We start from the raw sequence: 24186 nt of genomic DNA, 5'->3' as shown, positions 1-24186 counted from the left end.
GGGCGGAGCGTCGTCGCCACCGACGTGGTGGACTACGACGGGTGAGGCTGAGAGCGAGGGACCGCGCGCTCGACCAGGTGGCGCGCCTGCTGCCGGAGGGCGAGACCGCCCTGGTGGCGGAGGTCTGCCAGGTCAAGAAGGGGCGCAGCGCCGGCCGGGCCGCCGGCGCCGCCGCGGGTGGCCTCGTGCGCGACGTCGCGATCACCTCGATCACGACCGCTGCCGGGTTCGGGATGTCGGGCGGCGGCATCGCGGCGGTCTGGCTGGTCGTGACCGATCGGCGCCTGCTGGTCCTCGACAAGACCGTGCGCATCACCGACAAGAAGAAGGTCGAGCTGTCGGCCCCGGTCGCGGCCGTCGACGTGACCGCGCACCAGGGCCGGCTCCTGCGGTCGGTCCGGGTGACCGACCGCGCGACGGGTGACCTCGTGGCGGCGTTCAACTTCGGCTGGCGTCCCGCCGCCCAGCGCCGGGTCGTCGACGCGGCCTCGGGTGCCGGCGGTCGGGCCCGCCGGTGATGTCGGACCCTGCGCCTAGGGTCGTCCTCCGATGACCCTGCACCTGCACCGCGCACCGCGCACCGACCAGCTCGCCGACGCGCTCGGCGAGCTGCTCGCCGTACCCCTCGACGACCCGTTCGCCGAGGAGGTCGTCGTGGTGCCGGCCAAGGGCGTGGAGCGCTGGCTCACGCAGCGGCTGGCGCACCGCCTGGGCACCGGTCCGCGGGGCGGCGACGGCGTGTGCGCCGGCGTCCGGTTCCTCACGCCGGGGTCGCTGGTCTCGTTGCTGCTCGACCGCGAGCGCGACGACGTGTGGGCCCCCGACCGGCTGGTGTGGCCGCTGCTCGAGACCATCGACGCCTCCCTCGACGAGCCGTGGTGCGCCACGCTCGCGCGCCACCTGGGCCACGGGCTCGACGGTGCCGAGGCCGACCTGCGGCGTGACCGTCGCTACTCCGTGGCCCGTCGGCTCGCGGGGCTGATGGCCGACTACGCCAAGCAGCGGCCCCGGCTGGTGCGCGACTGGGCCCAGGGGCTCGACACCGACGGCGCGGGCCACGAACTCGCGCCCGACCTGCGGTGGCAGGCCGAGCTGTGGCGTCGGCTGCTCGGGCGGACCGGTCTGGAGTCGCCCGACGCCCGGCACGAGCGGGCGGTCGGCCTGCTCGAGGCCGGCGGTGACGGCCTCGACCTGCCCGACCGGCTCTCGCTCTTCGGTCACACCCGCCTGCCCGTGACCGAGGTCGCGCTGCTGCAGGCGCTGGCCACCTCGCGCGACGTGCACCTCTGGCTGCCGCAGCCCTCGGCCGCGCTGTGGGATGCACTGTCCGGGCTGGGCGGCGTGGTCGCCCGCGACGACGACGTCTCCGTCGACGCGGTCGGCCACCCCCTGCTGGCCTCCCTGGGCCGCGACACGCGCGAGCTGCGCCGCACGCTCGACGTCCCGCTCGTCGACGACACCGTCGCCGACGCGCCCGCGACGCCGTCCACCCTGCTCGGCCAGCTGCAGCACGACCTCCGCGCCAACCACGCGCCCACGCCCGCCGAGCGCGCGGCGCGGTCCGTCGCCCCGGCCGACCGCAGCCTCCAGGTGCACGCCTGCCACGGCACGGCCCGTCAGGTCGACGTGCTGCGCGAGGTGCTGGTCGGGCTCCTCGACGACGACCCGACGCTGCAGCCGCGCGACATCCTGGTGATGTGCCCCGACATCGAGGCCTTCGCGCCGTTGATCTCGGCCGGGTTCGGGCTCGCCGACGTCGTCGCCGACGCCGGGGGTGAGGGCGGCCACCCCGCCCACACCCTGCGGGTGCGCCTGGCCGACCGGGCGCTCACCAGCACCAACCCGCTGCTCGCCGTCGCGGCCACGCTGGTCGAGCTCGGCGGTGGCCGGGTCACCGCCGCCGACCTGCTCGACCTCGCCTCCACCTCCGCGGTGCGCCTGCGGTTCGGCTTCAGCGACGACGACCTCGAGCGCGTCACCGGCTGGGTCCGCGAGGCCGGCGTGCGCTGGGGGCTCGACGTCCGGCAGCGCGAGCGGTTCGAGATGGGCCGGTTCGAGCACAACACCTGGCGTGCCGGGCTCGACCGGGTCCTGCTCGGGGTGGCCATGAGCGGCGACGACCACCGCCACCTCGGTCGCGGGCTCCCGCTCGACGACGTCGGCAGCTCCGACGTCGACCTCGCCGGCCGGCTGGCCGAGATGGTCGACCGGGTCGCCCGGTGCCTGGCGTCGCTCGACGACGCCGTCGACGTCGCCGCCTGGATGACCGCGCTCGACCTCGGTGTCCGGGGCCTGACCGACGTGGCCCCCGACGACGCGTGGCAGGTGCCCCAGCTCGAGCGCGAGCTCGCCCGGGCGGCGGGTGACGGCACCCCCGCCGTCCCGCTGCGGCTCGCCGACGTCCGCGCCCTCCTCGCCTCGCGCCTCGGCGGCCGTCCCACGCGCTCCAACTTCCGCACCGGCACCCTCACCGTCTGCACGATGGTGCCGATGCGGTCCGTGCCCCACCGCGTCGTGTGCCTGGTGGGCCTCGACGACGGCGTCTTCCCGCGGTCGATCACGCCCGACGGCGACGACGTGCTGGCCCGGCGTCCGCTCACCGGCGAGCGCGACGTCCGCAGCGAGGACCGCCAGCTGCTCCTCGACGCCCTCCTCGCCGCCACCGAGACGGTCGTGATCACCTACACCGGCGCCAACGAGCAGTCCGGCGCCGAGCGCCCCCCGGCCGTGCCGCTCGGCGAGATCCTCGACGCCGCCGACCGCACCCAGGCCGAGCTGGTCCGGGAGCACGTGCTGGTCCGCCACCCCCTCCAGCCCTACGACGTCCGCAACTTCCGGGCCCGTGACCTGGTCGACGAGGCGCGGGCCTTCAGCTTCGACGCCGCCGCCCTCGCCGGGGCCCGGGCCTCGGTCGCCGAGCGGCGTCCGGCCGGGCCGCTCCTCGACGAGCCGCTCCCGCCCCGCCCGGCCGGCGACGTCTCGCTGGCCGACCTGCGGTCGTTCGTGACCCACCCCGTCCGGGCGTTCCTGCGCCAGCGCCTCGACGTCGCGGTGCCGTTCTCGCCCGACGAGCTCGCCGACGCCATCCCCATCGAGCTCGACGCCCTGGAGTCGTGGGCGATCGGCGACCACCTGCTGCGCGAGGTCCTGGCCGGCCACGACGCCGCAGCCGTGATGACGGCCGAGCAGCTGCGCGGCACCCTGCCGCCCGGCGGCCTCGGCGCCGGCGCACTGGCCACGGTGACCGCGGAGTGCCAGGAGCTGTTCGCCCGCACCGCCGACCTGCGGGCTGGCGACCCGCGCTCGGTCGACGTCGACGTCGACCTGGGCGGCGGACGCCGGCTCACCGGCACGGTCACCGGCCTCTACGGCGCCAAGCTGGTGAGCCTCGGCTACTCCCGCCTCAAGCCCCGGCAGCGGCTCACCTCGTGGGTCGACCTGCTCGCGCTGAGTGCCTCGCGGCCCGACCAGAGCTACACCGCCCACGCCGTGGGTCGCGAGCGCGCCGGGCCGCGGCGCGCCCTCGCCGGCCCGCTCGACCACCGCGCGGTCGACTGGCTGCGCACCCTCGTCGACCTGCGCGACGAGGGCCTGCGCCGCCCGCTGCCGATGCCGGTGGCCACCGCAGCAGCCTGGGCCGAGGGCCACCTCCGCGCCCAGCTCGGCGACGACGTCTCGCCCGTCGCGCTGGCGCGGCGCGCCTGGGAGACCGACCCCCACAACGCCTACGGCATCGAGGGCGAGGACGCCGACTCCTACCACCGCCGGGCCTTCGGCGTCGCCGCGCCGCTCGAGCTGCTGGTCGACGCCGGCCTGCCCGACCTCGCCTGGCAGGTCTGGGAGCCGCTGCTCACCGGTGCGGAGAAGGTCGGTCCGCTGTGACCACCCCACGACGTTCTTCGCCTCCCCCGCTTCGCTCCTCCGTCGAACAACGCCGCGGGGACCCCGGTCGTGGCGGTCCGGGCGGTCTGGAGACGAGACGCCGATGAGCCTGGTGCACGAGACCCTCACCCCGTTCGACATCACTGCGCCCCTTCCCACGGCCGGCACCACCCTGCTCGAGGCCAGCGCCGGCACCGGCAAGACCTGGACGATCGGCGCCCTCGTCACGCGCTACGTCGCCCAGGGCGTCGCGCGGCTCGACGACATGCTCGTGGTCACCTTCGGGCGCGCGGCCAGCCAGGAGCTGCGCGAGCGGGTGCGGGCCCAGCTGGTCGAGGCCGAGCGGCACCTCGGCGGCGACCCCGGCACGCCCGACGACGACTCCGCCCTGCTCGCGCTGCTCGTCGACTGCGACGACGCCGAGCGCCGGCTCCGCCACGCGCGCGTCGTCGAGGCGCTGGCCGGCTTCGACGCGGCGACCATCGCGACCACCCACCAGTTCTGCTCGATGGTGCTGGGCTCGCTCGGGGTCGCGGGCGACACCGACGCCCGGGCCCGGCTGGTCGAGGACCTCGACGACCTGGTGCGCGAGGTCGTCGACGACCTCTACCTGCGCGCCTTCGCGTTCACCGACGACAAGCCGGCGTTCGAGCACGCCGAGGCGCTCGCCATCGCCCGCGCGGCGGTCGGCGACCCGCAGGCCCGCCTCGAGCCGTCCGACGTCGACCGCGGCTCGGGACCCGGTCGCCGGGTGGCGTTCGCCGAGAAGGTCCGCGCCGAGGTCGAGCTGCGCAAGCGCCGGCTCGGGATCCTCTCCTACGACGACCTGCTCACCCAGCTCGCCGACGCGCTGGAGGCCGCCGACTCACCGGCCCGCACCCGGATGCGCGCCCGCTGGTCGATCGTGCTGGTCGACGAGTTCCAGGACACCGACCCCGTGCAGTGGAAGGTGCTCGACCGTGCGTTCAGCGGCGTCGCCACGATGGTGCTGATCGGCGACCCCAAGCAGGCCATCTACGCCTTCCGTGGCGGCGACGTCGTCACCTACCTCGAGGCCGCCGCCACCGCCGGCACCCGGCAGACCCTCGCCGTCAACCGGCGCAGCGACGCCGCCCTCCTCGGCGCCTTCCAGGAGCTGCTCACCGACGCCGAGCTCGGCGACGAGCGCATCGTCGTCCGCCCCGTCGCGGCCCACCACGGCACCGACGGCAGCAGCCGGCTGGTCGGCGCGCCGTCGTCGGCGCCGTTGCGGCTGCGGGTGGTGCGCCGCGAGACGTTCGGCAAGGGCCCGCGCACGTCCCTCACCGTCGGCGACGTGCGGCCCCACGTCGCCCGCGACCTGGCCCTCGACGTACGCCGCCTGCTGGCCGCCGGGGCGACCTTCTGCGGTGAGCCGCTGCAGCCGAAGGACGTCGCCGTCATCTCCTACCGGCACGCCGACCTGGCCGCCGCCCAGCGCGCCCTGCACGACGTCGGCGTGCCCGCGGTCATCGCCGGCGGCGGCAGCGTCTTCGCCACCCCGGCCGCCGCCGAGTGGCTCACCCTCCTCGAGGCCCTCGAGCAGCCCCACCGCAGCCCCCGCGTGCGGGCGGCCGCACTGACCTGCTTCGTCGGTCTCACCGCCGCCGGCCTCGACGCCGGGGGCGACCGCACCACCGACGAGGTGGCCGAGACCCTGCGCCGTTGGGTCGACGTCGTCTCCCGGCGCGGCGTCGCCGCGGTGCTCGAGGCCGCCTCGGCCGCCGGCCTGCCGGCCCGGGTGCTCGCCGAGACCGGTGGCGAGCGCCGGCTCACCGACCTGCGCCACATCGGCGAGGCGCTGCACGAGGTGGCCCAGACCGATGGTCTCGGGCTGGCCGCGCTGCTGGCCTGGCTGCGCGGCCAGATCATCGAGGGACGTGCCGGCCGTGGGGCCGAGCGCACCCGCCGCCTCGACTCCGACGCCGCCGCCGTGCAGCTGGTGACGATCCACGCCAGCAAGGGCCTGCAGTACCCCGTCGTCTACCTGCCGGCCCTCGCCGACCGGTTCGTGCCCAAGCCCACCCGGCCCCTGTTCCACGACGCCGAGCAGCGCCGCTGCCTCGACGTCGGCGGGGGCGGTCCCTCTTGGGGCGACCACGTGCAGCGCTGGACCGACGAGGAGGCCGGCGAGTGGCTGCGGCTGCTCTACGTCGCCGTCACCCGGGCGCAGTCGCAGGTGGTGTGCTGGTGGGCGCCCACCAAGAACGCCGTCGCCTCGCCGCTCCACCGGCTGCTGATGCGACCCGAGGGCGAGACGGCCGTGCCGGCCCTGCCTCCCGTGCCGCCCGACGACGCCGTCGTGGGGTTGTTCGGCCGGTGGCGCGACCGCGGCGGACCCGCGCCCGAGCCCTCGACCTGGGCCGACCCCGGGCCCGACCCCGACCTCGGCGACCCTGGTCCGCTGTCGGCGCGCCGCTTCGGCCGCGAGGTCGACACCACCTGGCGCCGCACCTCCTACTCCGCCCTGAGCCACGTCGAGTCGGTCGCCGCGCCCGCCGCGGGCAGCGAGCCCGAGACCACGGCCAAGGACGACGAGGAGGTCGTCGGCACCGCCGCGAGCGATGCACCACCCGCCGATGCGGTGCCCTCGCCGATGGCCCGGTTGCCCGTGGGCGCGACGTTCGGGTCCCTGGTCCACGCGGTGCTCGAGCACGCCGACCCCGACGCCCCCGACCTGCGCGCCGAGCTGCTGGCCCACGTCGAGGAGCAGCTGGTGCGCTGGCCGGTCGACCTCGATCCCGACGAGCTCGTCGACAGCCTCGTGGCGGTCCTCGCCACCCCGCTCGGTCCGGCAGTCAACGGCCGGACGCTCGGCGAGGTCCCGCTGCGCGACCGGCTGCGCGAGCTCGACTTCGAGCTCCCGCTCGCCGGCGGCGACCTGGCCGGCGACGGCACCCCCACCCCCCGTCTCGGCGACCTCGCGCCGCTGCTGCGCCGCCACCTGCCCGAGGGCGACCCGGTGCGCGGCTACGCCGACGCACTGGAGGTCCCCGCGCTCGGCGACCAGGGCCTGCGCGGCTACCTGACCGGGTCGGTCGACGTGGTGCTGCGGGTGCGCGACGAGGTCGGCGAGCCGTCCTACCTGATCGTCGACTACAAGACCAACTGGCTGGGCTCGCGCGACCTGCCGCTCACCTCCCACGCCTACCGCCCCGAGGCCCTCGACGCCGCGATGGCCCACTCTGACTACCCGCTGCAGGCGCTGTTGTACGCCGTGGTGCTGCACCGCTTCCTGCGCTGGCGCCAGCCCGGCTACGACCCCGAGCGCCACCTGGGTGGCGTGCTCTACCTCTACCTGCGCGGGCTCTGCGGGCCCGAGGCCCCGCTGGTCGACGGCCGGCCGTGCGGCGTCTTCGTGTGGCGGCCGCCGGTCGCACTGCTCGAGGCGGTCTCCGACCTGCTCGACGGGGGTGACCGGTGACCGCCGCCACGCCGCTGCTGCCCGAGCCCTGGCCCGACCACGACCACCGCCTCGCGGGCGGCGCCACCGGGCTGCTGCGCGAGCTCAACGTCGCCGGGGTGCTCGAGGCCACCGACGTGCACGTCGCCACCCGGGTCGGCGCCCTCGGGCAGGAGTCCGACGAGCGGGTGCTCCTCGCCGTCGCCCTCGCCGTGCGGGCGGTCCGGGCGGGCTCGGTGTGCGTCGACCTGACGACGATCGCGGCGATCGGTGGCGACGAGTCCGACCTGCCCTGGCCCGACCCGGTGGACTGGACCCGGGCGGTGACCGCCTCGCCGCTGGTCGGGGCCGGCGTCGTCCGCGTCGAGGGGTCGCTGGTCTACCTCGACCGCTACCACCGGCTCGAGACGCAGGTCTGCGACGACCTCGTCACCCGGGTCTCCGCTCCCGCGCCCGACGTCGACGAGGCGGCCCTGGACGCGGCGCTGGTGCGGGTGCGCGGCGAGCACTTCAGCGCCGAGCAGGAGGCCGCCGCCGTCCGGGCGGTGCGGCAGCGCACCACCGTGCTCACCGGCGGGCCCGGCACCGGCAAGACCACCACCGTGGCGCGGGTGCTGGTGCTGCTCGCCGCCCAGGCCGCCGCCCGGGGCGAGCGGTTCTCGGTGGTCCTGGCGGCCCCCACCGGCAAGGCCGCGACCCGCCTCCAGGAGGCGGTGACCGGCGAGCTCGACGGCCTCGACGAGGCCGACCGCGACCGCGTCGGCACGCTCGAGTCGCTCACCCTGCACCGGCTGCTCGGGTGGCGTCCCGACAACAGCACGCGGTTCCGGCACGACCGGTCCAACCGGCTCAAGCACGGCGTCGTGGTCGTCGACGAGTGCTCGATGGTCGAGCTGACGATGATGGCGCGGCTCCTCGAGGCCGTGCGCCCCGAGGCGCGCCTGCTGCTCGTCGGCGACCCCCAGCAGCTCACCTCGGTCGGCGCCGGCGCGGTGCTCGGCGACGTGGTCCGCGGCTTCGAGGGGCACCCCGACTCACCCGTCGCGTCCCTGGAGCACAACCACCGCTCCGAGGAGCACATCCAGGAGCTCGCCACGGCGCTGCGCGGCGGCGACCCCGACGAGGTGCTCGCCGTGCTCCGCCGCGACAGCGACGAGATCGAGTTCGTCGAGACCACCGACCCGTCGACGGCGCTGCGCGACGACGTGCTCACCACGGCCCTCGCCGTCCGCGACGCCGCCCTCGCCGGCGACGCCGAGGCCGCCGTCGGGGCGCTCGACGAGCACCGCCTGCTCTGCGCCCACCGCGAGGGCCCCTACGGCGTACGCCGCTGGAACCGTCAGGTCGAGCAGTGGATCACCGAGCACACCGGTCAGCCCGTGCACGGCGAGTGGTACGTCGGCCGGCCGATCCTGGTCACCACCAACGACTACGCGCTCGAGGTCTACAACGGCGAGACCGGGGCCGCCGTGGCGATGCCCGACGGTCGGCTGCGGGCCTACATCTCGGGCTCCGAGCGGCTGCGCGACTACGCCCCCGGCCGCCTCGACGCCGTCGAGACGATGCACGCCCTGACGATCCACAAGAGCCAGGGCAGCCAGGCGGTGCGGGTCACCGTGCTGCTGCCCGACGGGCGGTCGCGGCTGCTCACCCGCGAGCTCTTCTACACCGCGGTCACCCGGGCGCGGGAGCACGTGCGCGTCGTCGGCACCGAGGACGCCGTCCGCGCGGCCGTGCAGCAGCAGGCGCAGCGCGCCACCGGCCTGGCCGACCGGATCCGCCACGCCGACCGCCACGCCGACGCGCGCAACGGCCCCGAAACCAGGGGCGACTAAGGTCGGGTCGGTGCCCTACCTGCTGCGTGTCGAGCTGCCCGACGTCCCCGGTTCGCTGGGTCGCCTGGCGTCCGCGATCGGTGAGGCCGGCGGCGACATCGAGGCCATCGAGATCGTCGAGAAGCGCCACGACGGCACCGCCCTCGACGACGTCATGCTCGACACCGAGCCGGGGATCATGCCCGACTCGATCGTCTCGGCCTGCAACGCGATCGACGGCGTGCAGGTGGTCTGGATCAGCCGGTTCGGCTCGAGCAACCTGATCCTCGACCTCGAGGCGGTCGAGGAGCTGACGTCCGAGCCGTCCCGCGCGCTCGACCGCCTGGTCGAGGTCATGCCGGGCACCTTCCGTGTCGACTGGGCCGCCCGGATCCATCGGGTCAAGGGCGTGCTCCACGCCACCGGTGCGACGCCGTCCGACCTGGCCTTCGTGGAGATCGAGCGGGCCGTCCGGCTCGAGATCGACGACGGCACCGACGGCGAGACCCTGCACGCCGGGGCCCGCATCGACGGCAACGAGGTCGTCGTCGTGGCCCGTCGCGGGGGGCCCGAGTTCCTCGACTCCGAGGTCGCCCGTCTCGGCCACCTGACCAGCCTGGCCGCCTCGATCTACCGCGACTGACGCAGCCGGCGGCGCGGCCTCAGAGGCGCTCGAGCAGGAACACCGGGATCTCGCGCTCGGTGTGCTGCTGGTACTCCGCGTAGGGGGAGTAGACCGCCACGGCCCGCTCCCACCACTCGGCCCGCTCGTCGCCCTCGGCGACCCGGGCGCGGTAGCGGTGCGGGGTGTCGCCGTCCTGCAGCTCGACCTCGGGGTGGGCCAGGAAGTTGTGGTACCAGACCGGGTGCTCGGGGGCGCCGCCCTTGCTGGCGACGGCGGCGTACACGCCGTCCTTCTCGACCCGCATCACCGGGTTCTTGCGCAGCTTGCCCGACCGCACGCCCTTCGACGTGATCACCACGATGGGCCACTCGGGGTGGTCGGGCAGGGTGTTGGCCTCGCGGCCGCCGGAGGCCTCGTAGGCCGCCACCTGGTCGCGGACCCACGCGTCGGGGCTGGGCTCGTACTCGCCTTCGAGACTCATGCCCCCCAGAACACCAGGTCGTGGCGGCCGATTCCACCCCCGTTAGCGTGCACCCATGAGCGCCATCGAGGGAGTGTCCGAGACCTTCGACCCCGACGCCTGGGACGCCGTCCCCGGTTTCGACGACCTCACCGACCTGACCTACCACCGCGCGCGGGCGCACGGCACGGTGCGGATCGCGTTCGACCGTCCCGACGTGCTCAACGCCTTCCGCCCCCACACGGTCGACGAGCTGCTGCGGGTGCTGGAGCACGCCCGCACGTCCTCCGACGTCGGCTGCGTGCTGCTCACCGGCAACGGCCCGAGCGGGAAGCACGGCAAGTGGGCGTTCTGCACCGGGGGAGACCAGCGCATCCGCGGCCGCACCGGCTACCAGTACGCCGAGGGCGAGACCGCAGAGACGGTCGACAAGGCCAAGCTCGGGCGGCTGCACATCCTGGAGTGCCAGCGGCTGATCCGGTTCATGCCCAAGATCGTCATCTGCGTCGTCCCCGGTTGGACCGCCGGTGGCGGCCACTCGCTGCACGTGGTCTGCGACCTGACGATCGCCAGCCGTGAGGAGGCGCGGTTCAAGCAGACCGACGCCGACGTCGGGTCGTTCGACGGCGGCTTCGGGTCGGCGTACCTCGCCCGCCAGGTGGGCCAGAAGTTCGCCCGCGAGATCTTCTTCCTCGGCCAGGAGTACTCCGCCGACGACGGCGTCCGGATGGGCGCCGTCAACCGCGCCGTCCCGCACGCCGAGCTCGAGGCCACCGCGCTCGAGTGGGGCCGCCTGGTCAACGGCAAGTCCCCGACCGCCCAGCGGATGCTGAAGTACTCCTTCAACCTCATCGACGACGGCCTGGTCGGCCAGCAGCTCTTCGCCGGCGAGACCACGCGCCTGGCCTACATGACCGACGAGGCCGCCGAGGGCCGCGACCAGTTCCTCGAGAAGCGCGACCCGGACTGGTCGGACTACCCCTGGTACTACTGAGTCGCCTTGGTTCGCGCACGACCGAGGGCAACGGTCTCAGAGGATGCCCTGCGCGGCGGCGGCACGCATGGTCGGCACGGTCGGGACGAAGCCGAGGTGCCTGGACAGCGCCCCGTCCATCCGGCCGGACCACGGGTTGTCGAGCGGGGAGGCTGACGTCTCGAGCTCGTGTCCTGCGAGCTGGGCCATCTCGTACACCGTGACCGGCGCGTCGTCGGGCACGTTGACCACGAGTCCGTCGGTCGTACCGGCGATCGCGAGGCGCACCATGACGGCGACGTCGCGGTGGTGCACGACGGAGAAGGTGTGGGCTGGGTGCAACCCGAAGCGCGGGGCGAGCCCGGCGATGGAGGCGAGGTGTCCGTCGCCGTCGCCGTAGACGAAGGGCAGGCGCAACGTCGTCCAGGTCAGGCCGCTGTCGCGCAGGAGGTTCTCGGCGGCCAGCTTGCTGGCGGGGTAGGCCGCCGTCGCATCGCCGCCGGCGAGGAACCGGATGCGGGTTGAGGTCCGACTCCTCGCGGGACATGCTGTCGGCTTCGGATCCCTGGTCCGCACCAGCGGCTCGGTGGACAGCGTCGGACGAGCCGTGAGGGCAGGCCGTCCGATCAGGTACGCCGGTGCGCCCGGCCGCCGAAGTGCAGGTAGGTGGGTCGAGCGCCGACCTCGGTGGGGTTGAAGAACGCGGCCATCAGGTCGGCGTCGGCGATGGGGAGCTTGAGCATGAACGAGTCGTCGCGCGCGACCGGCACCAGTGGCAGGTCGACCATGGGGGGCCAGCCCTGGTCCTGGGCGACTCCGTGCGAGGGCGTCACCGTGGCCAGCAGGCGGCCCTCGTCGTCCGCGCGGATCTCGAAGGTCAGGCCCTCGCGCTGGTAGGTGCCGGTGTAGCGGTCGGGCTCGGCCGCGCGGTGGTCCTCCAGCGAGGCGGGGTCGGGCCGTGGGCCCACGCCGAGCTTGCGGCCGAAGAGCCAGTCGGCGAGCTCGCGGTACAGGGTGATCGCGCTCTCTACGTTGGTCTGCAGGCAGAACCCGAAGCCGACCTCGGGAGCGACCCGCATGAAGGCGTTCTGGCCGATCGAGTTGCCGTCGTGGCCGACGACGGCGACCTCGCCCCAGTGGTCGAGGATCCAGCCGAGGCCCCAGCCCTGACCGAGCACGGAGTCGTCGACGAGCTCGACCTGCTGCACGAGCATGCTCGCGGCCAGGGCGGCGTCCAGCAGCCGGGTGCCGTCGGGGGCGATGCCGCCGGCGAGGTGCAGCTGAGTGAACCTGAGCACGTCGCCGGCCGAGGCCACGACGGCACTGCCCATCGGCGCGAAGGCGCGATAGAGGCCCCAGGTCGGGCTGACGACGAGCTGGCTGGGGTCCTCGTGGTCGGGTACGTGACCCACCGAGGTCGGGTGGACGATCGCCTCGTCGGCGAACGAGACGGTGTGCTCGAGTCCGAGCGGGGCGAAGATCCGGTCGCGGAGCGCGTCCTCGAACGTCTTCTCCATGAGCACCTCGACGATCCGGCCGAGGATCGAGAACCCGCTGTTGCTGTAGCTCCAGATCACGCCGGGGTCGGCGATCTGGGGCAGGTCGGCGCACCCGGCGACGTACTTCGCCAGCGCGTCGTCGCCGCGGCCGGTGTCGGTGAAGTGGTCGCCGTCGAAGCCGCTGGTGTGGGTGAGCAGGTCGCGCGGGGTCACGGTGTCGCGCGCCCGGTGGTCGGCGACCTCGAACTCCGGGAGGTAGGCGCGGATGGGGGTGTCCAGGTCGAGCCTGCCCTCGTCCACGAGCATCATCACGAGCGTCGCGGTGTAGAGCTTGCCGATCGAGCCGGGCAGGAAGAGCGCGTCCGGTGTCGTCGCCAGACCCGTGCGGAGGCTGAGGACGCCGGCGGCGACCTCGGTGACGGTGCCTGCGTCGAGAACCGCGAGCTGTGCGCCCGGGACGTGGTGCTTCTCGATGAGCTCGGCGAGCTTCTGCTCGAGTTCTGGCTGGGTGAACATCGGTGGCTCCCTCGGGGTAGACCTACAGTGTAGGTCGCACCATACCTACACTGTAGGTAAGAGTGTCAAGGGACGTTATGCTCGCGGCGTGGCGGCGCTGACCCGAGAGCGGATCCTGGCCTGCGCGGTGGCCATGGCCGACCGTGACGGGCTGGACGCGGTGACCCTGCGCCGGATCGCGGGAGAGCTGGGCGTGCACGTCACCTCGCTCTACAACCACGTGCCCACCCGCGACGCCATCACCGACGGCATCGTCGACTGGCTGTTGGACCAGGCCCACCTGCCGACCACTCCGGTCGGGTGGGAGGAATGGGTCCGCACGTTCTTCACGGGGATGGGTGCCGTGGCCACCCGACACCCCGGCGCGTTCGCCGCTCTGTCGCGTCGCCCGGTCCAGGGCGCGCACGCCGCCGCGTCCTTCGAGGTCGCCCTCGCTGCGTTCAGCAAGTCCGGACTCTCGCCCGCGGACTCCTACCACGCGGTCAAGGCCACCGCCCTCACCGCCCTGATGGTCGGCCTGGAGCGCAGCATGGCAGCCAAGGGAGACCTCCTGGAGACGGTCATCGACGAGCTGCCGGAGGAGAGCTTCCCGCAGTTCCACGCGCTCGAGGGCCACGACGCCACCGCCGCCTGGTCGTTCACCCTGGAGGCGCTGGTCGCCGGCCTGCGGGCGCAGGTCTCCGAGCGCGCCACCGATCGGCCCAGGCCTTGAGCTGAGGGCGCCCCGCCTCGGCCGCCCACGAGTGGGGGTCAGCGCCGCCGAGCTCTCTCGGTCCGCAGGAACAGGAGAGCGGCCACGATGGCGCCGATGATGATGAGGGCGAGTGCGATCTTCATCCCGCTCTCGTTCCCCTCCGCAGCCGCCTCACGCGTCCGGGTCCGGGGCAGTGACCGCAGCCGGGGAATCACGGGGCTGCCTCCGGTCGTTGTGGATGGGTGATGACGACACGGCCGGACGAACGGCCCATGCCCGCACCATCGACCAGCACCCCCGGCCGAGCGTTGGTCGTCGGGGCGACCGGCATCGTGGGACAGGCCGTGGCGCGGCGCCTGGCGGAGGGCGGGTGGCAGACCTACGGACTGTCGCGCAGCGGTACGACGTCGCGCCCCGACGTCGAGCCGGTCCGCGCCGACCTCGGTGACCCCGCGGGCCTTGCCGCGGCCCTGACCGACCTGGCGCCCGACTTCGTCGCCATCACCGCGTGGACGCGCATGGAGACCGAGGCAGAGAACATCAGGGTCAACGGCGGCGCCGTGCGAGACCTGCTGGCCGCCCTGGCGCCGGCCGGCGCCGTACGGCACGTCGCACTCATGACCGGCCTCAAGCACTACCTCGGCCCCTTCGAGGCCTATGGGAAGGGCGAGGTGCCCGACACCCCCTTCCGCGAGGAGGAGGAACGGCTCCCGTACCCCAACTTCTACTACGCGCAGGAGGACGAGCTCTTCGCCGCGGCCGCGCGCGACGGATTCACCTGGAGCGTGCACCGCTCCCACACGGTCTTCGGGTACGCGACGGGCAACGCCATGAACATGGTGGCCACCCTCTGCGCCTATGCCTCGCTCTGCAAGGACCGTGGCCTGCCGTTCGTGTTCCCCGGCTCCGAGACTCAGTGGAACGCCCTGACCGACGTGACCGACGCGGACCTGCTCGCCGAGCAGATGACCTGGGCCGCGACGACGCCCGCCGGCCAGGACCAGGCCTTCAACACCGTCAACGGTGACGTCTTCCGCTGGCGCTGGCTCTGGCCCCAGATCGCCGGCTGGTTCGACCTGGCCTGGGAGGGCTACGCCGACGTGCCGCGGCCCCTGGAGGCGGCGATGACCGACATGCAGCCGGCCTGGCGCGATCTCGCCGCCCGCCACGACCTGGTCGAGCCCGACCTCGCCCGCGTCGCGTCGTGGTGGCACACCGACGCCGACCTCGGTCGCGACATCGAGGTCGTGACCGACATGAACAAGAGCCGCGCGGCCGGGTTCTCCGCGACCCGCGACACCCGCGCGACCTTCTTCGACTACGCCGCGCAGTACCGCGCCGCCCGCGTCATCCCCTGACACCGCTGGACCCACGCAACGCCCACGGCTGACCCGATTGCCGGGAGCTGCGCGGTCCGGCCGGGAACCGGGTCGCGTCCTCCGGCATCCGGTGCGAGGCTCGAGGAGCATGCCGGGTTCAAGGCGGGCGCTGGATGCTGAGAAGTCCTCGCGGACACGGTTCGCCGTGGCGTCAGGCATGGCGCTGCATCGGCCCACGTACAGGCCCGGCATGCGCTCGTCGCCGCTGGGGAACCCAGCCGGCGCTCCCGCCGTCTATCGTCACGTGATGCGAACGCGGGCAGCGACCCTGGCCACGGCTGTCCTGCTCCTCGGCGGATCCGCGACCGTGACTGGCGGCTGTGCCGCCAGCGACGACGCGGAAGACCCTGGACCGGCAGGGGACTGCACCATCCAGCTCTCCTACGACGGTCACCGCTACGCGGTTCATTCCGACCTCGGCGGCCCGCCGGTCCGCCGGGCGCTGGGCACTGCCGATGAGGTGAGCTGCGGGTCGGACTCGACGGTCTACGGCTCGGCGACGGTCTACGCCATCCGAGGGGTGTCCCCCGACATCGCCATCGCGGTCGTCGGCGGCAAGGGGGAGGGCCGGTGGGTCGACACCTACCTGCGCGAGGACCAGCCCCGCGATCGTGCGCCCGAGGGATGGCCCGTGTCTCTCGCGCCCGACGCCTTCCCGTAGCCGTCCGTCGCGGCTGCGCGGTCAGCGGTTCAGGCGGTCCGCTCGCCGAGGCGGGGGAACGGCTCGAGCGAGAAGATGACCTCGACCGGTACGTCGAAGAACGCCGCGATCGTGAGCGCGAGGTGGAGGCTCGGGCTGAACTCGCCCCGCTCGAGGTAGCCGATGGTCTGGTAGTGCACGCCGACGCCGTCGGCGAGGTCGCGGCGGGAGACACCTCTCTCGGCACGCAGCATCGCGATGCGTTGGTGGACGAGCTCGCTGCGGGGTGCCATTCAGCTCCACCCCTGCATCGCCTTGGCCTTGCGGCTCTCGACGGCGGACCCGGACTCCTTGCGTGCCATGGCTCGCAGGACCCGCGGCGCGACGAGCAGACCGAGAGCGGCGTACGCGCCGAGCACACCGAAGGTCGTCAGCGTGTGGAACTGCCCGCCCAGCTCGGCCGCCGCAGCGGCCTCGGGGAGCAGGGCGTCGCGCATGCCGGCGCCGAGCCAGTAGACCGGGAAGGCCTGGGCGACCGGGTGGAGCCAGTCGGGCATGCCGGTGATCGGGTAGAAGATGCCCGAGATCGCGATCAGCACGATCATCGGCAGGAAGGTCAGCCCGAACCCGGCGCCGGCCGACTTCACCGAGGCCCCGACGACCGCTCCCCAGGGCATGGTGGCGAGCATCCCGAGCAGGAAGATCGCGAGCAGCATGAGCCACCCGGTGAGCGGTACGTCGGTGAGTCCGGGCAGCAGGAACAGGCCGGCGACGAGGAAGATCACCAGGCCGAGCGCGGTGTTGAGCACTGCGAGGGTGACGCGTGCGACCAGGTAGGCGAGCATCCCGTGCGGGGTCGACTTGGCTCGCAGGAGCGTGCCGTCCTCGCGCTCGACGGCGAGCATCTGCGCGGTGCCCATCCACCCGCCCATGACGACGTTCATGCCGATCAGGCCGGGAAGCGTCGCGACCGCGAGCGAGTAGCCGGTGCCTGCGAGGTCGGCGTTGCGCTGGAGCACGAGGACCCCGACGAAGATGCCGTTCATCACGACGATCCAGATTTGGTCGGCCCGGTTCGTCAGGCTGTGCATCATCTCGATGCCACCCCGGCGTACGCCGAGGCGCGCCGCGTGCAGGACGGTGCTCGAGGGGCGCAGGCCCGTGGTGCCGCTCATCGCACGACCTCCAGGGCCCGCGCGTCGGCCGCGGGATCGGACTCGAAACGCTGCACCAGGGTCATGTAGCTGTCCTCCAGGGTGCTGCGGCGGACCTCGAGGTCGCCGATGGCGTCGCCGTGCTGATCGAAGAGCTCGCGCACGAAGCGGGTGGCGTCGGCGGCCGCGTGGACGAAGTGCTCCCCGCCCTGGCTCCACCGCACCTCCGTGCGTCCCTCCACCTCGCGCGCCAGCTCGGCGGCGCTCCCGTTGGCGACGATCCGTCCACCGGCGAGGATGAGGATGCGGTCGGCGAGCTTCTCGGCCTCGTCGAGGTCGTGCGTCGTGAGCAGGATCGTGGTGCCCTCGAGGTCGGCGAGACGGTGCACCACGTCGTGGAAGTCGCGCCGCGCCTGCGGGTCGAAGCCCGTGGTGGGCTCGTCGAGGAAGAGCAGGTCCGGCCGACCCACGATGCCGATCGCGACGTCGAGCCGTCGCCGTTGGCCGCCCGACAGCGACCCGGCCTTCTGGTGGGCGTGCTCGGTCAGGCCGACGGTCGCGAGCAGCTCGTCCACGTCCATGGGGCGCGGCCGGGCGGGCGTGGAGAAGGGCGCGTAGAAGGCACCGAGGTGCGTGAGCAGCTGGCGCACCCGCCATCGTCCGTGGTCGCGCCACGACTGCTGGACGATGCCGAGTCGTGCGCGCCACGTCTCGTCCGCCACTGCCGGGTCGAGGCCGAGCACCTCGACCTCGCCGTCGGAGCGGTGGCGGAAACCTTCGAGGATCTCGATCGTCGTGCTCTTGCCCGCGCCGTTGGGACCGAGGAGAGCGAGGACCTCGCCGAGACGGGCGTCGAACGTCACGCCGTCGAGCACGACCCGGTCGCCGTAGCTCATGCGCAGGTCCTGGACGGCGATGACCGGGCTCGACTCGGTTCGATGGGACACCATGGACGGAACGTAGCATTCATACTACGTGTCGTCATCCCGCAACGGCGCTCGCCCGCCCTGGGGGTTGAGCTGCGCCTCCCCGCCGCTCAGTGGCTCGGGAGCCGCCCCGAGAGCCGCTCGAGCCGGTCGGCGCTGTCGTCGTCGAGCCCGACCACCTCGACCGTCTTGCCCTTGCGGGCGTACTTGGTCGTGATGGCGTCGAGGGAGGCCACGGTGGAGGCGTCCCAGACGTGGGAGTCGGTGAGGTCGATGACGACGCGGTCGGGGTCGTCGGCGTAGTCGAACTGCGTGTAGAGGTCGTTGCTCGAGGCGAAGAACAGCTCGCCGGTGACCCGGTAGACGGCGGTCTGGCCGGCGTCGTCCTCGACGACCTCGCGGTGGGTCTCGGTGAGGTGGGCGACCCGGCGTGCGAACAGGGTCATGGCGACCAGGACGCCGACGCCGACACCGATCGCGAGGTTGTGGGTGGCGACGGTGACGGCGACGGTCGCGACCATCACCGTGGTCTCGGAGCGCGGCATCCGGCGCAGGGTGGCGGGGCGGACGGAGTGCCAGTCGAAGGTGCCGACGGAGACCATGATCATCACCGCCACCAGCGCCGCCATCGGGATCAGCGCGACGACGTCGCCGAACCCGACGCACAGGACGAGCAGGAAGACGCCGGCGAGGAAGGTCGAGAGTCGGGTGCGGGCCCGCGAGACCTTCACGTTGATCATCGTCTGCCCGATCATCGCGCAGCCGCCCATGCCGCCGAAGAAGCCGGTGACGAGGTTGGCGCCGCCCTGGCCCCAGGCCTCGCGGGTCTTGTCGGAGTGGGTGTCGGTGATGTCGTCGACGAGCTTGGCGGTCAGCAGCGACTCCAGGAGGCCGACCAGCGCCATCGCCACGGCGTACGGCGCGATGATCCGCAGCGTGTCGAGGTCGAGCGGCACGTCGGGGAGGAACAGGGAGGGGAGGCTGTCGGGAAGCTCACCCTCGTCGCCGACGTCGGGGACGTCGACCGCGGCCACCAGCACGAACGCCGTCAGCGCGACGATCGCGACGAGGGGTGCGGGGACGACCTGGTTGAGGCGCGGGAAGCCGACGATGACGGCGATGCCGACCGCGATCATCGGGTAGACCGCCCAGGGGACGTCGACCAGGTGGTCGACCTGCGCCTGGAAGATCAAGATGGCCAGGGCGTTGACGAAGCCGACCATCACCGAGCGGGGGATGAACCGCATCAGCCGGGCCACCCCGACCAGCGCGAGGACCACCTGGATCAGCCCACCGAGCAGCACGGTGGCGATGAGGTAGTCGTAGCCGTGGTCGCGCATCACCGGCGCGATGACCAGCGCGATCGCGCCGGTGGCGGCCGAGATCATCGCCGGTCGTCCGCCCAGGAACGCGATCGAGACCGCCATCGTGAACGAGGCGAACAGCCCGATCCGCGGGTCGACGCCGGCGATGATCGAGAACGAGATCGCCTCCGGGATCAGCGCCAGCGCGACGACCAGGCCCGCGAGGACCTCGGTGCGCAGCAGGGCGGGGGAGCGGAGGGTGTCGCGCACGGTGGGCGCGAGCGTGGGCGTGCTCATGACGGTTCCGATCGGGACGGCGTACGGGGTCCCGCGCGGCTGCGGCCGTCGTGGGAGGGTGGCCCGCGCCGGCGTGGCCAGCCGGGCGATGCCTGTCCGCAACCCTACCCTCACGTGAGGGTAGGGTTGGCATCCGCGACGAGAGGACCGGACGCCGTGAGCAGTGACCAGACCCGTGCCGCCACCATGCACATCGGCGAGGTGGCGACGCGTACCGAGCTGTCGTTGCGTTCGTTGCGCCACTGGGACGAGGTGGGGCTCGTGCGTCCCTCGGGACGCAGCGAGGGCGGTTTCCGGCTGTACACCGAGGACGACGTCGAGAAGATCCTGGCCATCCGGCGGATGAAGCCGCTGGGCTTCTCGCTGGAGGAGATGAAGGCCGTGATGCGCGACATCGAGGTGCTCGGGAGCGTCGCCGGCGACCACGACGCGGCGCGCGGGCGACTCGCATCGGTTCGCGAGGACGCCGTGGGGCGACGTCGCCGCCTCGCCACCCAGCTCGCCATGGCCGACGAGTTCATCGAGATCGTCGAGCAGCACCTGGGGTGAGGTCCGGCGAGGCCGGGCGAGGTCGGGGCGGCCGCACGCGTTGGTCACGCCGAGCCTGGTTCACTTGAGGAATGACCGCGCCCCCCGCCGGGCCCCCGCACGGACGCCGCCGCCGGCTCGTCAGGGTCCTGCCCTGGGTCGTGGTGGGCGTCGTGATGGTCGTGCTGGCGGCGGTCGCGGTGGTGCGGCTGTTCCTGTCCCCCGAGGACCCCGAGGAGGCGGCCACGGTGCGCGACGTCGCCGAGCTGGCGGCCGAGGCGACCGAGAGCCTCGACGTGGCCGCGGGGGTGGGGCTGCTCTGCGACCCGCCGATGGACCTCTACCGGATGACCGTCGAGTCGACGATCCTCCGCTGGCAGGACCAGGCCGACACCCAGGCGGTCGAGGTCGACGCGGCGCTCAGCGACGTCGCCGAGGGGGAGGAGGGGTCGTTCGTGATCGCCATCAGCAGCCCCGAGGACGCGCTGAGCGAGGAGGGGCAGGACTTCCGGGTCTTCGTCGAGAGCCGCGAGGGCCGCTCGTGCATCACGGGGGTCGGCGGCGTCGACGCCGAGCGCCCGACGACGCGGTTCTCCCGCGGCGGCTACGAACGGGTGACCTCCCCGCCGCCGGCGCCCCGGACCGGACGGCCGTGACCCGGTGGGAGGACGTCGCCCGCGCGAGCGCCGGCGACGACTACGCCCGGGCCTACGCCGAGCGCTTCCGGCGGATGGCCGCCGAGGGGTCCGACGTGCACGGCGAGGCGGCGTTCGTCACCGGGCTGGCCCCGCCGCCGGCGCGGGTGCTCGACGCCGGCTGCGGCACCGGTCGGGTCGGCGTCCGGCTGGCCGAGCTCGGCTACGACGTCGTGGGGTGCGACGTCGACGCGACCATGGTCGCCGTCGCCCGTGCCGAGTCGCCCGGCATCGACTGGCGGGTCGCCGACCTGGTCGACCTCGACCTCGGGCAGGTCTTCGACGTCGTGGTGGTGGCCGGCAACGTGCCGCCGCTGCTGGAGCCGGGCACCCTCGACGCCGCCTGCGCCCGGCTGGCCGCGCACACCGCTCCCGGCGGGCTGGTCGTGTGCGGGTTCGGCACCGACGCGGCCCACCTGCCCCGGGGCTGCCCGGTGCTCGAGGTCGACACGTTCCTCGCGGCTGCGGGGCGGGCCGGGTTGACCGAGCGGAGCCGCCACGGCAGCTGGACCGGCGATCCCTGGACCGCGGATGACGGGTACCTGGTGACGGTCCTCACGACGGGTCTGGTTGGCTGACGGCGTGCGCGTCGTCGTCCTCACCGGTGCCGGGATCTCCGCCGAGAGCGGGGTGCCGACGTTCCGCGACGCCGACGGGCTCTGGGAGGGCCACCGGGTCGAGGACGTCGCCACGCCCGAGGCCTACGACGACCAGCCGGTCCTGGTGCAGGAGTTCTACGACGCCCGCCGCGCGTCCCTCGACTCCGTCGAGCCCAACCCCGCCCACGTCGCGCTCGCGCGCCTGGAGGCCGCCCTGGGCGACGAGCTCTTCCTGGTGACCCAGAACATCGACGACCTGCACGAGCGCGGCGGCTCCACCCGGGTGCACCACATGCACGGCGAGCTGCGCTCGGCGCTGTGCCGCTCGTGCGGCGGCCGCACCGCCTGGACCGGCCCGCTCGTCGACTTCCCGCCGTGCCCCGGCTGCGGCCTGACCGAGCTGCGCCCCGACGTGGTCTGGTTCGGCGAGATCCCCTACGGCATGGACGAGATCCTGGTCGCGTTGCAGCGTGCCGACGTCTTCGTCTCGATCGGCACCTCCGGCGCCGTCTACCCCGCGGCCGGCTTCGTCCAGTACGCCGCCCGCCACGGCGCCCGCACGCTCGAGCTCAACCTGGTGCCGAGCGAGGGGACGTCGTTCTTCGACGAGTCGCGTCACGGTCCGGCCGGCGTCCTCGTGCCGGCCTGGGTCGGCGAGCTGCTCGGCTCCTGAGCCGGCTCGGCCCGCTCAGCCCGCTCGGCGCGTCAGCCGCTCGCGGATGACCGCCTCGAGGTGGGGGAGGTCGTCGGTCAGGCCGACGGTCGGCGCGAACCGGCGCACGACGTCGACGAACATCTCGCCGCTCTCGATGACCCGCGGGTCCATGTGCCCCATCACCTCGAGGGTGACGACGCCGTAGAGCTGGGTCCAGCCCTGCATGTAGACCCAGACGAGGCCGCGGTCGGCCTCGGCGATCTTGTCGACGTCGGCCGGGATCAGCGGCTCGAGCAGCGCCGCGCGCACCGGCTCGGCGAGGTCGTCGAGCGCCGGGACCGGGAAGCGGCGCTGCACCCACACGTCGTACATCAGGTCGGTCATCAGGTGGCCGGAGGGGGCCGAGGTGATCAGCTCGCGACGCACGCACGCCGAGTCGGCGATCGGGTTGGCGAAGACCAGGGCGAACTCGCGGGGGTGGCCCAGCGCCCACATCCGGAACTCGGTGACCGCGGCGACCAGCCGGCCCGGTGCGTCGTCGGGGTCGAGCCGGTCGGCCGCGGCGGCGACGACGGCGGTGGCCGCCTTGTCGATCTCGTAGGCGACGAGGTCGACGAGCTCCTGGTAGCTCGCGACGTAGCGGTAGAGCGCCGGGGCCGTCATCCCCATCCGGGTCGCGACGGCCCGCAGCGACAGCTCGGCGCCGTCGGCCAGGAGGGCCCGCGAGGCGGCCACGATCTCGACGTACGTCGCCTCGCGCTGGCGCTCGCGGCGGGTGGACGGCGGCTCGTGGACCTGGGTCACAGGGCTCCTTCGTGGGAGAACGTGCTTGACGGTTGGAGTTTACACCGTTTACGGTGGCGGTCTCTAGGTCCTAACGCAACACCGGTGGTTCGAACGGTCGGCCGAGCATGTCATTGAGGGTCTCGGCTGGGGTTCGCCAGTCCAGGGTCTGGCGGGGTCTGCCGTTGAGTTGGCGGGCGACGGTGGCGAGGTGGTCGGGGTCGAACTGGCGCAGGCTGATTCCTTTGGGGAAGTACTGACGCAGCAGGCCGTTGGTGTTCTCGTTCGAGCCGCGTTGCCACGGTGAGTGGGGGTCGGCGAAGTAGACGGCCATGTCGGTGGCCAGGGTGATCTGGCGGTGCATGGCCATCTCTTTGCCGTTGTCCCAGGTCAGGGATCGCTTCAGCTCGGTGGGCAGGGTGTTGATGGTCGGCACGATCGCGTCGTAGAACGCCTGGGCGGTCCGGCGTCCGGGCAGGTGGATCAGCAGCACGTAGCGGCTGGCGCGCTCGACCAGGGTCCCGATGGCCGAGCCGTTGTCGCGACCCACGATGAGGTCGCCCTCCCAGTGGCCCGGGACGGCTCGGTCGATGGCCTCGGCGGGGCGTTGGCTGATGGGGATCGTCTCGACCAGCTTCCCGCGCCGTTCGTCGTGGCTGGACCTGGCCCGGGGCGTGCGGCGCTGGCGTTGGGTGCGCAGGTGGACGGTCAGCTCGCGTTTGAGGCCGCCGCGGGCCTGGACGAACAGCGACTGGTAGATCGTCTCGGCACAAACCCTCATCGCGGGGTCTTCGGGGTGGTCCATCTTGATCCTTGCCGCGACCTCTTGTGGTGACCACAACGCCTGCAGCCCGGCGATGACGTAGTCACGTAACGGCCCCGGCGTGGCTAGCTTTGAGGTCGTGCGGTGCGTGGTCGACGCCCGGGCCTCAGCCTTGCGCTGTGCCGTGGAGGGACGATAGTCCCCGCCGGCGTTGGCGTTGCGGCGCCGCTCACGCCACACCGTGGACCGGTCACAGCCCACGGCCACCGCGATCTCGGCGTCCCCGCGGCCAGCAGCCGACATCAATCCGATCGTCTCGCGCTGCTCCGCGCTCAGACGGTGATAGCGGCGCCCGGGCTGCCCGGCCCGTGAAGGTGGAGGAATCACCCCGCCACCATCAGCCAGCCACTTACGCCCAGCCCACACCGACACACCCACCTCCAACGCCGCGGCATCGGGATGAACACCCGCCCTGAGCAACCCCCAGAACGCCTCGCGGACCACGCCCCCAACAGCCACACCATGCGGCACCCTCAACACCCCCAGATCAAGGTGTTGCACTGGGACCTAGAGACCGCC

22 protein-coding genes are annotated in these 24186 nt (G+C 73.3%); 13 read left to right on the top strand and 9 right to left on the bottom strand.

The features are described 5' to 3' along the window. Positions 1 to 41 precede the first annotated feature (41 nt). The 5 genes from AC4MBH_RS23885 (at position 42) to AC4MBH_RS23865 (ending at position 9760) form a co-directional block, all read left to right on the top strand. Positions 42 to 518, top strand: a complete 477-nt coding sequence (locus tag AC4MBH_RS23885; RefSeq protein ID WP_491797915.1) for a hypothetical protein — start codon at positions 42 to 44, stop codon at positions 516 to 518. A 31-nt stretch (positions 519 to 549) separates the two neighbouring features. Next, positions 550 to 3882, top strand: a complete 3333-nt coding sequence (gene recC / locus AC4MBH_RS23880; protein ID WP_491797914.1) for an exodeoxyribonuclease V subunit gamma — start codon at positions 550 to 552, stop codon at positions 3880 to 3882. A gap of 103 nt (positions 3883 to 3985) precedes the next feature. Beyond that, entirely contained in the window at positions 3986 to 7324 is a 3339-nt protein-coding gene (locus tag AC4MBH_RS23875; protein WP_491797913.1) for a UvrD-helicase domain-containing protein, read from the top strand. Continuing rightward, positions 7321 to 9138, top strand: coding sequence for an exodeoxyribonuclease V subunit alpha (recD, locus tag AC4MBH_RS23870; protein WP_491797912.1), 1818 nt, complete (start codon positions 7321 to 7323; stop codon positions 9136 to 9138). Before AC4MBH_RS23875 ends, recD begins: the two co-directional genes overlap by 4 nt. Positions 9139 to 9148: 10 nt before the next feature. After that, positions 9149 to 9760: an ACT domain-containing protein gene (locus tag AC4MBH_RS23865; protein WP_491797911.1), complete on the top strand. Its 612-nt coding sequence runs from the start codon at positions 9149 to 9151 to the stop codon at positions 9758 to 9760. A 19-nt stretch (positions 9761 to 9779) separates the two neighbouring features. Here the strand turns inward: AC4MBH_RS23865 and AC4MBH_RS23860 are convergent, their stop codons facing one another. Continuing rightward, positions 9780 to 10223 (bottom strand): nitroreductase family deazaflavin-dependent oxidoreductase, encoded by a 444-nt coding sequence (locus AC4MBH_RS23860; protein ID WP_491797910.1) that lies wholly within the window; start codon positions 10221 to 10223, stop codon positions 9780 to 9782. Between the two features lie 55 nt (positions 10224 to 10278). Here AC4MBH_RS23860 and AC4MBH_RS23855 point away from each other — a divergent pair, with 55 nt between their 5' ends. Continuing rightward, entirely contained in the window at positions 10279 to 11196 is a 918-nt protein-coding gene (locus AC4MBH_RS23855; RefSeq protein WP_491797909.1) for a 1,4-dihydroxy-2-naphthoyl-CoA synthase, read from the top strand. A gap of 36 nt (positions 11197 to 11232) precedes the next feature. Here the strand turns inward: AC4MBH_RS23855 and AC4MBH_RS23850 are convergent, their stop codons facing one another. Next, the gene (locus tag AC4MBH_RS23850) at positions 11233 to 11751 is read right to left on the bottom strand and encodes an NAD-dependent epimerase/dehydratase family protein (RefSeq protein WP_491797908.1); all 519 of its coding nucleotides are present in this window, start codon (positions 11749 to 11751) and stop codon (positions 11233 to 11235) included. Between the two features lie 50 nt (positions 11752 to 11801). Then, positions 11802 to 13190 carry a serine hydrolase domain-containing protein gene (locus AC4MBH_RS23845; protein WP_491797907.1) on the bottom strand — a complete coding sequence of 463 codons (1389 nt, stop codon included), beginning with the start codon at positions 13188 to 13190 and terminating at the stop codon, positions 11802 to 11804. 88 nt (positions 13191 to 13278) lie between these two features. Here AC4MBH_RS23845 and AC4MBH_RS23840 point away from each other — a divergent pair, with 88 nt between their 5' ends. The 3 genes from AC4MBH_RS23840 (at position 13279) to AC4MBH_RS23830 (ending at position 15924) form a co-directional block, all read left to right on the top strand. Beyond that, entirely contained in the window at positions 13279 to 13902 is a 624-nt protein-coding gene (locus AC4MBH_RS23840; RefSeq protein ID WP_491797906.1) for a TetR family transcriptional regulator, read from the top strand. A 254-nt stretch (positions 13903 to 14156) separates the two neighbouring features. Next, a complete protein-coding gene (locus AC4MBH_RS23835; RefSeq protein ID WP_491797905.1) occupies positions 14157 to 15242 on the top strand; it encodes an SDR family oxidoreductase in 1086 nt (361 codons plus the stop codon). A 268-nt stretch (positions 15243 to 15510) separates the two neighbouring features. Continuing rightward, entirely contained in the window at positions 15511 to 15924 is a 414-nt protein-coding gene (locus AC4MBH_RS23830; protein ID WP_491797904.1) for a DUF6281 family protein, read from the top strand. Positions 15925 to 15953: 29 nt separating this feature from the next. On the opposite strand, the gene AC4MBH_RS23825 is transcribed toward AC4MBH_RS23830, so the two are convergent. The 4 genes from AC4MBH_RS23825 to AC4MBH_RS23810 form a co-directional block, all read right to left on the bottom strand. After that, positions 15954 to 16196 (bottom strand): helix-turn-helix transcriptional regulator, encoded by a 243-nt coding sequence (locus AC4MBH_RS23825; RefSeq protein WP_491797903.1) that lies wholly within the window; start codon positions 16194 to 16196, stop codon positions 15954 to 15956. Continuing rightward, positions 16197 to 17078, bottom strand: a complete 882-nt coding sequence (locus AC4MBH_RS23820; protein ID WP_491797902.1) for an ABC transporter permease — start codon at positions 17076 to 17078, stop codon at positions 16197 to 16199. After that, entirely contained in the window at positions 17075 to 18007 is a 933-nt protein-coding gene (locus AC4MBH_RS23815) for an ABC transporter ATP-binding protein (RefSeq protein WP_491797901.1), read from the bottom strand. The genes AC4MBH_RS23820 and AC4MBH_RS23815 overlap by 4 nt, the downstream gene beginning before the upstream one ends. A gap of 86 nt (positions 18008 to 18093) precedes the next feature. Next, complete coding sequence (locus AC4MBH_RS23810) at positions 18094 to 19584, bottom strand: SulP family inorganic anion transporter (RefSeq protein ID WP_491797900.1); 1491 nt, start codon at positions 19582 to 19584, stop codon at positions 18094 to 18096. Between the two features lie 156 nt (positions 19585 to 19740). Between AC4MBH_RS23810 and AC4MBH_RS23805 the strand changes: the two genes are divergently transcribed. From AC4MBH_RS23805 to AC4MBH_RS23790, 4 genes are all read left to right on the top strand, one after another. Beyond that, the gene (locus AC4MBH_RS23805; protein WP_491797899.1) at positions 19741 to 20133 is read left to right on the top strand and encodes a MerR family transcriptional regulator; all 393 of its coding nucleotides are present in this window, start codon (positions 19741 to 19743) and stop codon (positions 20131 to 20133) included. Between the two features lie 71 nt (positions 20134 to 20204). Continuing rightward, positions 20205 to 20768 (top strand): hypothetical protein, encoded by a 564-nt coding sequence (locus AC4MBH_RS23800; protein ID WP_491797898.1) that lies wholly within the window; start codon positions 20205 to 20207, stop codon positions 20766 to 20768. Beyond that, the gene (locus AC4MBH_RS23795; RefSeq protein ID WP_491797897.1) at positions 20765 to 21385 is read left to right on the top strand and encodes a class I SAM-dependent methyltransferase; all 621 of its coding nucleotides are present in this window, start codon (positions 20765 to 20767) and stop codon (positions 21383 to 21385) included. Before AC4MBH_RS23800 ends, AC4MBH_RS23795 begins: the two co-directional genes overlap by 4 nt. 4 nt (positions 21386 to 21389) lie before the next feature. Next, positions 21390 to 22079 (top strand): NAD-dependent deacylase, encoded by a 690-nt coding sequence (locus AC4MBH_RS23790; protein ID WP_491797896.1) that lies wholly within the window; start codon positions 21390 to 21392, stop codon positions 22077 to 22079. Between the two features lie 15 nt (positions 22080 to 22094). Here the strand turns inward: AC4MBH_RS23790 and AC4MBH_RS23785 are convergent, their stop codons facing one another. Together AC4MBH_RS23785 and AC4MBH_RS23780 are read right to left on the bottom strand one after the other, a co-directional pair. Beyond that, on the bottom strand, positions 22095 to 22865 hold the full coding sequence (locus AC4MBH_RS23785) for a TetR/AcrR family transcriptional regulator (RefSeq protein WP_491797895.1): 771 nt from the start codon (positions 22863 to 22865) through the stop codon (positions 22095 to 22097). 70 nt (positions 22866 to 22935) lie between these two features. Next, positions 22936 to 24138, bottom strand: coding sequence for an IS30 family transposase (locus tag AC4MBH_RS23780; RefSeq protein ID WP_491793048.1), 1203 nt, complete (start codon positions 24136 to 24138; stop codon positions 22936 to 22938). Positions 24139 to 24186 lie beyond the last annotated feature (48 nt).

The organism is Nocardioides sp. WJ219 (assembly GCF_058559815.1).
This window is presented reverse-complemented; position numbering and strand designations above follow the sequence as displayed.

Coding starts and splice junctions, on each gene's coding strand:
- recC (WP_491797914.1), top strand. CDS start 550: ATGACCCTGCACCTGCACCGCGCACCGCGCACCGACCAGCTCGCCGAC.
- AC4MBH_RS23875 (WP_491797913.1), top strand. CDS start 3,986: ATGAGCCTGGTGCACGAGACCCTCACCCCGTTCGACATCACTGCGCCC.
- AC4MBH_RS23860 (WP_491797910.1), bottom strand. CDS start 10,223: ATGAGTCTCGAAGGCGAGTACGAGCCCAGCCCCGACGCGTGGGTCCGC.
- AC4MBH_RS23855 (WP_491797909.1), top strand. CDS start 10,279: ATGAGCGCCATCGAGGGAGTGTCCGAGACCTTCGACCCCGACGCCTGG.
- AC4MBH_RS23845 (WP_491797907.1), bottom strand. CDS start 13,190: ATGTTCACCCAGCCAGAACTCGAGCAGAAGCTCGCCGAGCTCATCGAG.
- AC4MBH_RS23835 (WP_491797905.1), top strand. CDS start 14,157: ATGCCCGCACCATCGACCAGCACCCCCGGCCGAGCGTTGGTCGTCGGG.
- AC4MBH_RS23830 (WP_491797904.1), top strand. CDS start 15,511: ATGCGAACGCGGGCAGCGACCCTGGCCACGGCTGTCCTGCTCCTCGGC.
- AC4MBH_RS23825 (WP_491797903.1), bottom strand. CDS start 16,196: ATGGCACCCCGCAGCGAGCTCGTCCACCAACGCATCGCGATGCTGCGT.
- AC4MBH_RS23820 (WP_491797902.1), bottom strand. CDS start 17,078: ATGAGCGGCACCACGGGCCTGCGCCCCTCGAGCACCGTCCTGCACGCG.
- AC4MBH_RS23815 (WP_491797901.1), bottom strand. CDS start 18,007: ATGGTGTCCCATCGAACCGAGTCGAGCCCGGTCATCGCCGTCCAGGAC.
- AC4MBH_RS23810 (WP_491797900.1), bottom strand. CDS start 19,584: ATGAGCACGCCCACGCTCGCGCCCACCGTGCGCGACACCCTCCGCTCC.
- AC4MBH_RS23800 (WP_491797898.1), top strand. CDS start 20,205: ATGACCGCGCCCCCCGCCGGGCCCCCGCACGGACGCCGCCGCCGGCTC.